At 70.7% G+C, this 13,146-nt stretch carries 11 protein-coding genes and 1 pseudogene; 3 read left to right on the top strand and 9 right to left on the bottom strand.

Annotation, left to right across the window (positions count from 1 at the left end; translation table 11 throughout):
• Positions 1-238 precede the first annotated feature (238 nt).
• The gene (locus ACWCQS_RS44565) at positions 239-1,024 is read right to left on the bottom strand and encodes an SGNH/GDSL hydrolase family protein (RefSeq protein ID WP_451009797.1); all 786 of its coding nucleotides are present in this window, start codon (positions 1,022-1,024) and stop codon (positions 239-241) included.
• A gap of 157 nt (positions 1,025-1,181) precedes the next feature.
• Complete coding sequence (locus tag ACWCQS_RS44560; protein WP_451009800.1) at positions 1,182-3,254, bottom strand: alpha-galactosidase; 2,073 nt, start codon at positions 3,252-3,254, stop codon at positions 1,182-1,184.
• A gap of 173 nt (positions 3,255-3,427) precedes the next feature.
• Here ACWCQS_RS44560 and ACWCQS_RS44555 point away from each other — a divergent pair, with 173 nt between their 5' ends.
• On the top strand, positions 3,428-4,225 hold the full coding sequence (locus ACWCQS_RS44555) for a tyrosine-protein phosphatase (RefSeq protein WP_451009796.1): 798 nt from the start codon (positions 3,428-3,430) through the stop codon (positions 4,223-4,225).
• Between the two features lie 12 nt (positions 4,226-4,237).
• On the opposite strand, the gene ACWCQS_RS44550 is transcribed toward ACWCQS_RS44555, so the two are convergent.
• Together ACWCQS_RS44550 and ACWCQS_RS44545 are read right to left on the bottom strand one after the other, a co-directional pair.
• On the bottom strand, positions 4,238-4,360 hold the full coding sequence (locus tag ACWCQS_RS44550) for a DUF6126 family protein (RefSeq protein WP_388626906.1): 123 nt from the start codon (positions 4,358-4,360) through the stop codon (positions 4,238-4,240).
• On the bottom strand, positions 4,357-4,980 hold the full coding sequence (locus ACWCQS_RS44545; protein ID WP_451009795.1) for a helix-turn-helix domain-containing protein: 624 nt from the start codon (positions 4,978-4,980) through the stop codon (positions 4,357-4,359). The genes ACWCQS_RS44550 and ACWCQS_RS44545 overlap by 4 nt, the downstream gene beginning before the upstream one ends.
• Before the next feature lie 176 nt (positions 4,981-5,156).
• Here ACWCQS_RS44545 and ACWCQS_RS44540 point away from each other — a divergent pair.
• Positions 5,157-6,125 (top strand): annotated as a pseudogene (locus tag ACWCQS_RS44540) (alpha/beta fold hydrolase); the annotation flags it as partial.
• Positions 6,126-6,321: 196 nt separating this feature from the next.
• On the top strand, positions 6,322-6,939 hold the full coding sequence (locus ACWCQS_RS44535; RefSeq protein WP_451009794.1) for an alpha/beta hydrolase: 618 nt from the start codon (positions 6,322-6,324) through the stop codon (positions 6,937-6,939).
• Positions 6,940-7,021: 82 nt separating this feature from the next.
• Here ACWCQS_RS44535 and ACWCQS_RS44530 read toward each other — a convergent pair whose 3' ends face one another.
• The 5 genes from ACWCQS_RS44530 to ACWCQS_RS44510 are packed head-to-tail and all read right to left on the bottom strand — an operon-like array spanning position 7,022 to position 13,146.
• Positions 7,022-8,407: an aspartate aminotransferase family protein gene (locus ACWCQS_RS44530; protein ID WP_451009793.1), complete on the bottom strand. Its 1,386-nt coding sequence runs from the start codon at positions 8,405-8,407 to the stop codon at positions 7,022-7,024.
• On the bottom strand, positions 8,404-10,302 hold the full coding sequence (dxs, locus tag ACWCQS_RS44525) for a 1-deoxy-D-xylulose-5-phosphate synthase (RefSeq protein ID WP_451009792.1): 1,899 nt from the start codon (positions 10,300-10,302) through the stop codon (positions 8,404-8,406). Before dxs ends, ACWCQS_RS44530 begins: the two co-directional genes overlap by 4 nt.
• A 39-nt stretch (positions 10,303-10,341) precedes the next feature.
• A complete protein-coding gene (gene ispG / locus ACWCQS_RS44520) occupies positions 10,342-11,469 on the bottom strand; it encodes a flavodoxin-dependent (E)-4-hydroxy-3-methylbut-2-enyl-diphosphate synthase (RefSeq protein WP_388626913.1) in 1,128 nt (375 codons plus the stop codon).
• Between the two features lie 4 nt (positions 11,470-11,473).
• Positions 11,474-12,499, bottom strand: coding sequence for an adenosyl-hopene transferase HpnH (hpnH, locus tag ACWCQS_RS44515; protein WP_451009791.1), 1,026 nt, complete (start codon positions 12,497-12,499; stop codon positions 11,474-11,476).
• A gap of 5 nt (positions 12,500-12,504) precedes the next feature.
• Positions 12,505-13,146: a phosphorylase family protein gene (locus ACWCQS_RS44510; RefSeq protein WP_451009790.1), complete on the bottom strand. Its 642-nt coding sequence runs from the start codon at positions 13,144-13,146 to the stop codon at positions 12,505-12,507.

Raw genomic sequence — 13,146 nt, 5'->3', positions numbered from 1 at the left:
TCCCCGGCCCATTCCCCCATCACCACGAAACGAGTCTGGCCCCGCCGCTCACGCGGCGGGGCCAGAACCCCAAGATCTTCATGAGCCTTCTAGGCGTATTGCCTGTGAGGTCCGGTTTGCACATGCTTCGGGGCCGTCTCCGGCCAGGCACGCTCGCCGACGGCTGAGCCGGGCGCACCACCCACGAACACCCGTGCCCCGCACCGCAAGTCACACGGTGCGGAGCACGGCGATGCGGTCAGGCCACCGAAGCGATGCGCATCTTGATGTCGTCGGGCGACACGGTGCCCTTCGCCGTCACATGGTCGCCGGAGGACTCGCCGCGCAGTCGGCGGCCGATCCACGGGACGAGGTACTCGCGGGCCCAGTGGACGTCGTCGCGGCGGATCTCCAGGGTGCCGCGGGGCGGCTGCGGCGGCCACGGCTGCTCCGGGTCGGCCGGGACCTCCAGACCGAGGACCTGGCCGGCGCGCAGCGCCACGCGCGTGTGCCCTTCGGGCGAGAGGTGCAGCCGGTCGCTGTCCCACGCCCTGCGGTCCTGCACGGACTTCAGGGACCACAGGTCGAGCACCGGGCATCCGTACCGGTCCGCGATGGCGCGGACGTGCCCGTTGTACGTTGCGATCTTGCCGCGCAGATGCTTGAGCACGGGGACGCCACGGGTGTCGAAGCCGGTCGTCACCATGACCGTGCCGGCCGTCTCGGTCAGCCGGGCCACGGCCCGTTCGAAGCGCTCTGCCACCTCGTCCGGGTCGGTGCCGGGCCGGATGATGTCATTGCCGCCCGCACAGAAGGAGACCAGGTCCGGGGCCAGTTCGACGGCCTTCGGGAGCTGGTCCTGCACGATCTGGTCGAGCAGCTTCCCGCGGACCGCGAGATTGGTGTAGTTGAAGTCGCCCTCGGGCTGCCGGTCCGCGAGCAGTACCGCGAACCGGTCGGCCCAGCCGACGAACGCCCCGTCGGGCCCCGGGTCGCCGACGCCCTCGGTGAAGCTGTCCCCCACCGCCACGTACGACCCGATCACTGATCTGTTGTCATTCTTCGAATCGTCTGCCACGTCGGACCATGATTCCCCTTCGGATGTGACCTACGCGACCGTAAGGAGGGGTTGACGAACGGTGAGATGTGACACCCTTAAATAGTTTGCCATCCGGGAATAGGGCTGGTCCCGCGCCGGAATCTCAGATGCGGCGCAGTCGGAGGACCGTCGCGTCCAGGTCGCCCTTGAGTCCGCTGCGCAGGCCGTGGTGCAGCAGGACGGCACCACGGTGAACTTCACCCGTTTCACGGCATTCGTACGATGCCGTGGGATCGAGCCCGCGCAGACGCAGCGCCGGCGCCGGCTCGCCGTGGCTCTGCGCCTGGAGCCAGGCGAGGACCACCGTCTCCTCGCCCAGGACGTACTGGACGGCGCTCAGACCGCCGGCCGGCGGCCGCAGCCGGTACAGCTCGCCCTGCTGGACGACCGGGCGGATCTCCTTGTAGAGCTCGACCCAGCGCCCGGCCTCGGCCAGGTCCTCGTCGGTCCACTCGTTCAGGTCGCCGCCGACCCCGAGGACGCCCGCCATGGCGCTGACGAACCGGAACCGCAAAGAGCTGACCCGGCCGTTGAGCTGGGTGTTCGGGCTGTCGGTGACCCAGGCGGCCATGACCCGGGCGGGGTGGATCTGGCTGAAGCCGTGCTGGATGGCGAGCCGGTCGAGCGGGTCGGTGTTGTCGGAAGTCCACACCTGGTCGGTGCGGCTCATGACACCGAGGTCGATCCGGCCGCCGCCGCCCGAGCAGGACTCGAAGGCGACCTGCGGGTGGGCGGCGCGCAGCCGGTCCAGCAGGGCGTAGAAGGCGCGGACATGGTCCACCCACAGACGCTGCGGGTACGGCTCCCCGGGCCAGCCGGCGTCGGTGAAGCACCGGTTGAAGTCCCACTTCACATAGTCGATCGGCGCGCTGGAGAGCAGGGTGTCCAGCTGCTCCCAGAGGTACTCCTGGACGTCCTCGCGGGCAAGGTTGAGGACGAGCTGGTTGCGCAGCTCCGTCCGCTTCCGTCCTGGCTGGTACTGCACCCAGTCGGGGTGGGCGCGGTACAGGTCGCTGTCCGGGTTGACCATCTCGGGCTCGACCCAGATGCCGAACTGCATGCCGAGGCCGTGCACCTGGTCGGCGAGGGGCTTCAGGCCGTGCGGGAAGCGGTCGGGGTTGGGGGTCCAGTCGCCGAGGCCTGCGCGGTCGCTGGTGCGGGCGCCGAACCAGCCGTCGTCCACGACGAACAGCTCCACGCCGATCCCGGCGGCCCGGCGGGCGAGCGCGAGCTGCTGCTCCTCGGAGATGTCGAAGGTCGTCGCCTCCCAGGAGTTGAAGAGCACCGGCCGGTCCCGCTCGGCGTCCGGGATGACGTAGGCGCGCTGGTAGGCGTGCCAGGTGCGGCTCGCGCCGCCGAAACCGCCGTCGCTCCACAGCCCGGCGAAGACGGGGGTGGTGTACGACTCCCCCGGCTCGAGGAGCAGCAGCCCCGAGTCGTCGTAGCCGGCGCCGCCCGTGATCTGCACGCGCGCGTCCGGGAGTTGCGCGACCGCGATACGCCAGGAGCCGGACCAGCCGAGCGCGCAGCCGTAGACCTCGCCCAGCTCCTCGGTGGCGTCGGTGTCGAGCGCCACCCAGGGCAGGTGCTGGTGGCCGGTGTGGCCGCGGCGGCTGCCGATGACCTTCTCGCCGTAGGTGAGCGGGGCGGTGGTGAGGCGGGACTCGGCGGCCCAGCGGCCGTGCAGCTGGGACAGCCGCCAGCCGTCGCGGTCGGGCAGCGTCCAGGTGGCCGCGTCGGCCCGCAGCAGCTCCACGCGCGCGTGCGTGCCGTTCGCCACCGTGACCCAGCGCTCGACGACGTCACCGCGCATCCGGTAGTGCAGGGTGACGGCGAGGCCGTCGTCGTCGAAGCGCAGCCGCAGCTCGTCGCCCTCCGTCTCGTACGACACGAAACGCCACTCGGTGCCGCGGCGCTCCTCGGTGCGCACGGACAGGGCGGGGCGGACGAAGCGGGGGCCGCCCTCCACGGGGTACTCCTCGCGGCCGTCCAGCGGGGACTCGAAGGGCCAGTAGCCGGGCAGTGGGTCCTCGGCGAGGGCATCCGCGTCCGCGAGGGCGATGCGTGGCCCCCAGTGCAGGTGGAGCAGCTCGTCCGCGTCGGTGAGATGCAGCGCATAGCTACTGGTGGGCCCCGAGAGGAGCCAGGTACGACCGTCTTCGGCGATGTCCACCACGTAAGACCTCACAGGTGCCAACAGATCCGCTCAAGTGCCAACATCATCAGGTGACGGAGCCCCTGGTGACAATGCCTGTGGACAACTCCTTGCCCGAGGAAACCGATGTCGTATGGTCGACGGAGTGCCCGCCGGCGAGCCGCGGCGGCGGGGCCCGACCGGGAGGAGCCCCCGTGACGCAGCAGGTCCCGTCGACCGAGCCGGAGCTGGCCGGTGTGCGCAATTTCCGTGACGTGGGCGGACTGCCCACCACGGACGGACGACGGGTTCGTCACGGCGTGCTGTTCCGCAGCGGGCACCTGGCGCACGCGACGGAGGACGACGCCGCCTTCCTCGCCTCCCTGGGCCTGCACACGATCTTCGACTTCCGCAACGCGGCCGACCAGAAGCTGGAGGGCCCGGACGTCGAGCTGCCCGGCGTACGGAACGTGAACCTGCCGCTGAGCGACCCGGCGGACGGCGCCGAGTTCTGGAAGATGGTCCGCGACGGCGATCTCGACCAGCTGCGCGGCATCCTGTCCGACGGCAAGGGGGCGGCCCGGATGATCGCCTCGTACCGGTCGATCGTCACGGAGCGCACCGCCGAGCACTCCCAGGTGCTGCGCGCGCTCGTCAAGGACAGCGTGCCCGCCCTGATGCACTGCGCGGCGGGCAAGGACCGCGCCGGCATCTCCATAGCCGTGACACTCCTCGCACTCGGCGTGGAGCGCGAGGCGATCGTCGCCGACTACCTGGAGTCCAACGCCAAGCACCGGCGCTACAAGGTCCGCCGCAACGGCAGCGCGGACACCGCGTACACCCCGGAGATCATGGAGCTGCTCAGCCCGCTCTTCGACGCCCGCGCCGAGTACCTCCACGCGGCCTTCGAGACCATCGAGGAGACCTGGGGCGGGGTCGACACATACCTGGAACGGGGTCTCGGTCTCACCCCGGCGTCCCGCGACGCGCTGCGCGAGCGCCTGCTGGACTGACCGGCCGGCGTGTCAGTTCTTCGCGCCCAGCGCGAACAGCAGGAAGAGGAACCCGGCCAGAACATGGCCGAGGGCGATGTAGATGATCAGACGGATCCACAGGGAACGGGGGAACTTCGTCTCCAGGTCGCTCATGGCAACTCTCCGGTCAGCGGCCCCAGGCACAGCGTGGCCGTGGGGCTCTGTAGCAGGGTGTGGACGAACAGCAACTCGACGCCGTCGTGGTCCTCGGCGGCGAGGCGGTGCGGGGTGAGCGAGTCGAAGTGCGCGCTGTCGCCGGGCGCGAGCACGTGCACCGTGTCGCCGAGGCGCAGCCGCAGCCGGCCCCGCAGGACGTGGAGCCACTCCTCGCCGGGGTGGACGCGCACGACGTCGCCCTGTGAGCCGTACGGCACGTGCACGCGCAGGGCCTGCATGGCGCGGCCGGGCGCTCCGGCCTGGAAGTACGTCCAGCCGCCCGCCCGGGTCGGCTCCATGTCCCCGGCCCGCACGATCGCGTCCCGGTCGGCGGCCGTCTCGCCGAGCAGTTCGGAGACGGTCGTACTGTAGATACGGGCGAGGGCCAGCAGCATCGGCAGCGACGGCTGCCGCTGTCCTGTCTCCAGCCGGGAAAGATGGGCCGGTGAGAGCCCGGCGGCACGGGCCGCGGCCTCCAGAGTGAGGCCGGCGCGCCGCCGCAGTGCCCGCAATTGCGGTGCGACGGCGGGCAACTCGCCGCCCGGGCCTGTCGGCGGCCCGAGGTCTGAGGCGTTCATGCCTCCATTCAGCCCCATTCTTGCCCGCTGGGCAATTTTGTTGCCTCTGAGGCAAAATCGCCGCCACGCCGGACGATCCGCGCTGCGTATGCGCGCTGTCGCCGGTCCCGTTAGGGTCCAAAGGTGCGACCCGCCCAGATCACCGGGGCGCCGTCCGGGCGGACAGCGGCGGTGGTATGTCGACTGCGGAAATCCGGGCGCCGGTCCTGCGGTGCGACGGCCGCCGCCGGCCCTGCCCTCCTGGCGGCTGCCGGTACGGCACCGAGCAGCGCCGCGTCACCCGATGCCCCGACCGCCGCCCGGTCCCGGTCCGTGGCGTCGGCACCATCGTCCCGAATCGCCCCGGAGGGCAGATGGCACTCACCCCCACGGCCCGCCGTCGCCGCACGCTGCCACCGCTCCGGGCCGGGTCGGCCCGGGTCGCGTCCGGGATCCTCGTCACCGGCCTGCTCGCGGCGCCCGCGCACGCACAGCACGGCACCGGCACCGGGCCGGCGATCGGCACCGTCGCCCGGACGGTGGGCGATGCCCGCTTCGTGCCGGGCCCCTGCCCGAAGACCGCGGAGCCGGTCCCCGCGCTGAAGGGAGCCCGTTGCGGCACGCTCAGGGTGCCCGAGAACCGCACCCGGCGGGGCGGCCGGACGATCACTCTCGGCGTGGCGATCGTGCCGGCGACCGCGGCCAAGCCGAAGGCCGACCCCGTCGTGTGGTTCGCAGGCGGACCCGGCGACGACGCGGTCGGGGAGGCGCGGATGGCGGTCGACGGCGGCCTGAACCGCGACCGGGACCTGATCCTCATGTCCCAGCGGGGGACGTACTCCGCCGACCCGGCGCTCACCTGTCCCGGCATCGACGCGTTCAACGCACGCGCGGTCGGCCTGGTCTACGACGCCCCGTCCACCGAGCGCCTGCACGTCGAGGCGACCCGGACCTGCCGTGGCCGCCTGGCACGCCGCGGGGTCGGCCTCGGCGCCTACAACGGCACCGAGAGCGCCGCCGACTACGCGGACCTGCGTCTCGCCCTGGGCCTCAAGGAGTGGAACGTCTTCGGCATCTCCTACGGCACCGACCTGGCGCTCCTCTACATGCGGCTGCACCCGGAGGGCATCCGTTCGGTCGGCATCGACGGCATCCTGCCACCGTCCAGGGCCGGTTCGGCCCTGACCTGGAGCAGCGCCCGGCAGGGCTTCGACGGTCTGTTCAAGGCCTGCGCCGAACAGCCCGCGTGCGCCCGCCGCTATCCGCACCTGTCGGCCACCTTCGACCGCCTCGTCCGCGAACTTGAGGCCCGTCCGGTCACCACAACGGTCACGGTCCCCGGCCGCCGGGCGCCGGGCGCCGGTGAAGGTCGTACTGGACGGCGGGGCCCTGGTGAACTGGCTGACCTCCGCCACCCACGTGGCGGAGGGGGTGCCGCGCTCGCTCGACGAGCTGGCCCACGGCAGGCCGCGGCGGATCGCCGAGCAGTGGGCAGGAGGCAAGCTCAGCCCCCAGGCCGCCGGAAGGGTGTCCCACGGGCTCGCCTACGGCGTCTTCTGCAGCGAATGGGTGCCGTACGAGAGCCGGGCCGAGGCGATCCGAGGAGGGCGGGAGGCGTTCCCGTCGTTCCCCCGCTCGGTGCTGGCCCAGGCTCCGCAGCTCACCTTCCTCCGCCCGGACTGCGCCGTCTGGAACGTCCCCGCGGCGCCGCACTCGGTCCGCGACGTCACGCGCAGCGACATCCCCGCCCTCGCCCTGTCCGGCGGGTTCGACTCCCAGACCGGGGCGGACAACGGGCCGTACGTCGCCCGGACGCTGAGCCGGGCCACCGTCGTCACGGTCCCCTACACCGCCCATGTGACGTTCGCCGCGTCGCCGTGCGCGCAGGCGATCACCCGCTCGTTCCTCGACACCCCGGCCGCACCGGACACCGGATGTCTCAAGGACGTCAAGCCGCCGCAGTTCGAGATCGGACCCTAGCGGTACGGCCCTCCCGGCGGGCCCGTGCCCGCGCTCCGCACCGGGCCGATGCCGGTGCCGGGCGCGGGCACGGACCGCGGGGTCAGCGGTTGGCCACCGCCTGCTTGATCAGGGTCTTGCCGAAGTCCCACATCAGGCTGCCGCCACTGTGCGCGTCGTCCATGACGGCCGTGAACGCGTCCATGAACCGCTCGACGTCCGCCTCGTCGATGATCAGCGGCGGGATCAGCTTGATCACCTCCAGATGGTCGCCGGAGACCTGGGTGAGGATCCGGTGCCTTTGCAGCAGCGGTACGACGACCATCTGCGCGAACAGTCCCTTGCGGGCGGCCTGGAGCATGGTCCAGCGGCTGCGCAGCTTCAGCGAGGACGGCCTGCCGAACTCGATGCCGATCATCAGGCCCCGGCCCCTGACGTCGGCGAGCAGCTCGTACGTGTCGACCAGTGCGGTCAGCCGGGACTTCAGCAGCTCGCCCGTCTTGCGCACGCCCGCGACGATCTGCTCGTTCTCCATGACCGACAGCACGGCGAGTCCGCAGGCCATGGCCTGCGCGTTGGAGCCGAAGCTCGCCGAGTGGACCAGGACCCGGTCCATGGACGAGTAGACCTTCTTGAAGATCCAGTCCTTGCCGAGGGTGGCGCCGACCGGGACGTATCCGCCGGACAGCGCCTTGGCCACACACACCAGGTCGGGTTCGACGCCGTCCTCGTGCTGGTAGGCGTAGAAGTCGCCGGTGCGGCCGAGACCGGTCTGCACCTCGTCGGCGATGAGCAGCGCCTTGTGCTTGTGCAGCAGTTCCTGCGCGGCGCGCAGATAGCCGGGCGGCGCCTCGTGCACCCCCTTTCCCTGGATCGGCTCCACGATCAGGGCGGCCACGTCGCCCTTCTTCAGCTCCCGCGCCAGGGCGTCGAGGTCCCCGAGCGGTACGGCGGTGTCGGGCAGCAGCGGGGCGAAGCCGTCCCGGAAGCCGCTCTCGCCGTTGACCGACAGGGAGCCGGTGGTCAGGCCGTGAAAGGCGTGGTCGCAGTAGAGGATGCGGCGCTTGCCGGTGGCGTACCGGGCGAACTTCAGCGCCGTCTCCACGGCCTCCGTGCCGCTGTTGCCGAAGAACACCCGGTCCAGGTGCGGGCTGTGGGTGAGGAGCCGTTCGGCGAGCAGTCCGGGCAGTGGCTGGCAGTCGAAGCGGGTGAGGTCGGCGAGGTCCAGGTCGAGCACGTCGTGCAGCGCCTTGCGGACGACCGGGTGGTGGCGGCCGAGGCCCATCACCCCGAACCCGGCGAGCATGTCCAGGTGGTCGTTGCCGTCCGCGTCGAAGAAGTGGGCGCCCTCGGCCCGCTCGTAGACCTTGTCGAAGCCGATGGTGTGCAGCATCCGTGGGAGCTGCGGATTGAGGTGCTTGGTGTGCAGCTCGTAGCGTTCGGCTCCGCGCTCGGCGAGCAGCGCGCCGAGGTCGAACTCCGTGCTCATTCACTCTCCTTGGCCGGCCCGCCCGCGTCCTTGACGGCCAGGCTCCCGCTGATCCGCCCGGCGATCTCGACGGGCGTGAGACCGATGTCGGCCAGCACCTCGCCGCGCTTGGCGTGCGCGAGGAACTGCTCCGGAATGCCGAACCGCCGTACCGGCACGTCCACGTCGGCGTCGCCGAGGGCCAGCGCCACGGCCGAACCGACGCCCGCGGAGCGGCTGTTGTCCTCCACCACGGCCACCAGCCGGTGTTCGGCGGCGAGGCCCGGCAGCGAGGGGTCGACGGGCTTGACCCACCGGGGGTCCACCACCGTGCAGTTGATGCCGCGCGCCTCGAGCAGATCGGCGGCCTGCAGGCACACCGGGGCCATCACGCCGACGGCGACGAGCAGCACCTCGGGGCGTTCGGCGCGGTGCAGGACGTCCATGCCGCCGACCCGGTCGAGTGCCGGGATGTCGGGGCCGACCGACTCCTTCGGGAAGCGCACCAGGGTGGGCGCGTCGTCCACGGCGACGGCTTCGCGCAGCTGGGCCCGCAGCTGGCCCGCGTCGCGCGGGGCGGCGATCCTGAGACCGGGGACGACCTGGAGGATCGACATGTCCCACATGCCGTTGTGGGAGGCCCCGTCCACGCCGGTGACACCGGCCCGGTCCAGGACGAAGGTCACTCCGCAGCGGTGCAGCGCGACGTCCATCAGCAGTTGGTCGAAGGCACGGTTGAGGAAGGTGGCGTACACGGCGACGACCGGATGCAGCCCACCGGTGGCGAGGCCGGCCGCGGAGACGGCCGCGTGCTGCTCGGCGATGCCCACGTCCCAGACGCGGTCGGGGAAGCGCTCGGCGAACCGGCCGAGACCGACCGGGTGCAGCATGGCCGCCGTGATGGCGACGACGTCGTCCCGCTCCTCGCCGATCCTCACGATCTCGTCACCGAACACCGAGGTCCAGGAAGGGCCGCCCGCCGGTGCGAGGGGCTCGCAGGTCAGCGGGTCCATCACGCCGACGGTGTGGAAGTGGTCCTCCTCGTGGGCGAGGGCGGGCTCGTAGCCGCGGCCCTTCTCGGTGAGGCAGTGGACCAGGACCGGGCCGTGGAAGCGCTTCGCGCGGCGCAGCGCCGACTCGACGGCCTTGATGTCGTGGCCGTCGATCGGGCCGACGTACTTCAGGCCCAGGTCCTCGAACATGCCCTGCGGGGCGAAGGCGTCCTTGAAGCCCTTCTTCGCGCCGTGCAGGGACTCGTAGATGGTGTTCCCGACGATCGGGGTGCGCAGCAGTACGTCCTTGCCCCAGGCGAGGACCTTCTCGTAGCTGTCGGTGGTGCGCAGGGTGGCCAGGTGGTTGGCGAGGCCCCCGATGGTCGGGGCGTAGGAGCGTTCGTTGTCGTTGACGACGATGATCAGCGGGCGGTCCCTGGCGGCCGCGATGTTGTTCAGCGCCTCCCAGGCCATGCCGCCGGTCAGCGCGCCGTCGCCGATGACCGCGACCACATGCCCTTTGTCCCCCTGCACCTGGTTGGCCTTGGCGAGGCCGTCGGCCCAGCCGAGCGCGGTGGAGGCATGGCTGTTCTCGATGACGTCGTGCTCGGACTCCTCGCGCGAGGGGTAGCCGGACAGTCCGCCCTTGCCGCGCAGCTTGGAGAAGTCCTGACGCCCGGTCAGCAGCTTGTGGACGTAGGACTGGTGGCCGGTGTCCCACAGGATGCGGTCGACCGGTGACTCGAAGACCCGGTGGAGTGCGATGGAGAGTTCCACCACCCCCAGATTGGGTCCGAGGTGACCGCCGGTCCTCGATACCGCTTGCACCAGGAACTCGCGTATTTCTTGGGACAGTTCGCCGAGTTTCGCCTCGGACAGCGCCTTCAGGTCGCGTGGTGTCCGGATGGTCTCCAGAATGGTCACGCTGGGCCCCCTCTCGGTCCGTGCCGTGCTGTGCTCAACTCATTCGTCTGCGGGAATCGTCCGCTCGGCGAGCTTCATGGCCTCCTCGATCAGGGTCTCCACGATCTTCGACTCGGGGACGGTCTTGATGACCTCGCCCTTGACGAAGATCTGCCCCTTTCCGTTGCCCGAGGCAACTCCGAGGTCGGCCTCACGGGCCTCGCCGGGACCGTTCACCACGCACCCCATGACCGCGACCCTGAGCGGCACTTCCATGCCGTCCAGGCCCGCCGTGACCTCCTCCGCGAGCTTGTAGACGTCCACCTGGGCCCGCCCGCAGGACGGACAGGAGACGATCTCCAGGCGCCGCTGCCGCAGGCCGAGCGACTCCAGGATCTGGATGCCGACCTTGACCTCCTCGGCGGGCGGAGCGCTGAGCGAGACCCGGATCGTGTCGCCGATGCCCCGGGACAGCAGCGCCCCGAAGGCGACGGCCGACTTGATCGTGCCCTGGAACGCCGGGCCGGCCTCGGTGACCCCCAGGTGCAGCGGGTAGTCGCAGCTCTCGGCGAGCTGCCGGTAGGCCTCGATCATCACGACCGGGTCGTTGTGCTTGACCGAGATCTTGATGTCCCGGAAGTCGTGCTCCTCGAACAGGGAGGCCTCCCAGAGAGCGCTCTCGACCAGCGCCTCCGGGGTGGCCCTGCCGTACTTCTGCAGCAGCCGTCGGTCCAGGGAGCCGGCGTTGACGCCGATCCGGATCGGCGTGCCGTGGTCCTTGGCGGCGCGCGCGATCTCCTTCACCTGGTCGTCGAACTTCTTGATGTTGCCCGGGTTCACCCGGACCGCCGCGCAGCCGGCCTCGATGGCCGCGAAGACGTATTTCGGCTGGAAGTGGATGTCCGCGATCACCGGGATCTGCGACTTGCGCGCGATGGTCGCGAGGGCGTCCGCGTCGTCCTGGGTGGGGCAGGCGACGCGGACGATCTGGCAGCCGGACGCGGTGAGTTCGGCGATCTGCTGCAGGGTGGCGCCGATGTCCGACGTACGGGTCGTCGTCATCGACTGCACCGACACCGGGGCCCCGCCCCCGACCGCCACCGGACCGACGTGGATCTGCCGCGACTGCCGCCGCGGCGCGACGGGCCGGGCCGGTACCTCGGGAACGCCCAAGGGCACGGCGGTCATCGCGTCAGCCCTGCTTTCCGCTCGTCATCGTCTCGCGCGCGGCCCGCAGCGACTCCTTCAGGGAGCCCATCGTGGCGAGTACGGCAGTCGGCTCGTAGCCGCAGTGCGCCATGCAGTTGGCGCAGCGCGGGTCCTTGCCGCGGCCGTACTTGTCCCAGTCGGTCTCCTCGACGAGTTCGCGGTACGTGGACACGTATCCGTCGCTCATCAGATAGCAGGGGCGCTGCCAGCCGAAGAGCGAGTAGCTCGGGATCGCCCACGCCGTGCAGGGGAAGTCGACCTTGCCCTCCAGGAAGTCCAGGAAGAGCGGGCTCTGGTTGAGCCGCCACTTCCTGCGGTTGCCGCCCGCGAAGGCCTTCTTGAACAGCTCGCGGGTCTGCTGCACGCCGAGGAAGTGCTCCTGGTCGGGGGCCTTCTCGTAGGCGTAGGCGGGCGAGAGCATCATCTCGTCCACCTTCAGGTCGTCGTTGAGGTAGTTCAGCACCTCGATGACGGTCTGCGGGGTGTCTGTGTTGAAGAAGGTGGAGTTGGTGGTCACCCGGAAGCCGCGCCGCTTGGCCTCCTTGATTGCCTCGACCGCCTCGTCGAAGGTGCCCTCCTTCGCCACGGAGGCGTCGTGCCGCTCGCGCAGCCCGTCGATGTGCACGGCCCACGCGAAGTACGGCGAGGGCTTGAACTTGTCCATCTTCTTGCGCATGAGGAGCGCGTTCGTGCACAGGAACACGAACTTCTTCCTGGCGACCAACTGCCGTACGATCTCGTCGATCTGAGGGTGCATCAACGGTTCTCCACCGGCGATGGACACCATCGGCGCACCGGATTCCAGCACCGCGCCCACGGCTTGGGCGACGGGCATGCGCTGCTTGAGGACGCCCGCCGGATGCTGGATCTTGCCGCAGCCCTCGCACTTGAGGTTGCACGCGAACAGCGGCTCCAGCTCGACCAGCAGGGCGAACTTGTCCCTCTTCTTGAGCTTCTGTTCGAGCAGGTATGTAGCGACCTTGACGGTCTGACGCAACGGCATGGCCATCTGGCTCACCTCCGGGGGAGCAGCAAAGAACGGTGCCATTCGAAGAATGCGGGAAGAACAGAACGAAGAACACGGAAAGCCGATATTCCACCGCGTACGGTGCCGATCCGGACGAGTTCATGTTCGGGAGCGTCCACGACCACCCGTACGGCCGCGACCGGGCGCTCACCGCCGCGGACGGCCGTGAGGAGCGTGGCCGCCGACTCCATGTCGACCGCGATCGCGCCGGTCGCGAGCAGGTCGGACCGCTCATGGCCCCGGACGACATGGTCGGAGCCGGTGAGCGGGCCGGTGTGGACCGTGCGTCCGGGCAGGATGCGCACGAGTTCCTTGACGAGCAGTTCGGTGCCGACGCAGGGGACTGCGCCGCGCGGGTCCCGGGTCTCCTCCGCGACCACCAGGTCGCCGGGGTGCATGCCGGGGGCGAGCCCGGCGCAGAAGCCGGTGGCCAGTACGGCCGCGCCGGCCAGCGCCGGGACCGCGAGCTGCCGGGTGAGGGAGCGTTCCGCCGCACGGGGGCCCATGCCCGTACGGAGGAAGCTGACCGGCCCGTCCGCCCCGCTCCTGTCCCCGGTGCGCAGGGCGAGGTGCTCGATGCCGAGCGCGCAGGCGATCAGCAGCGGGACGGGTGCGGGCCGGGTGGTCAA

The organism is Streptomyces sp. NPDC002076 (genome assembly GCF_053593835.1).
The sequence above is the reverse complement of the archived record's forward strand: the minus strand, read 5'-3'. Positions and strand labels throughout refer to the sequence as shown.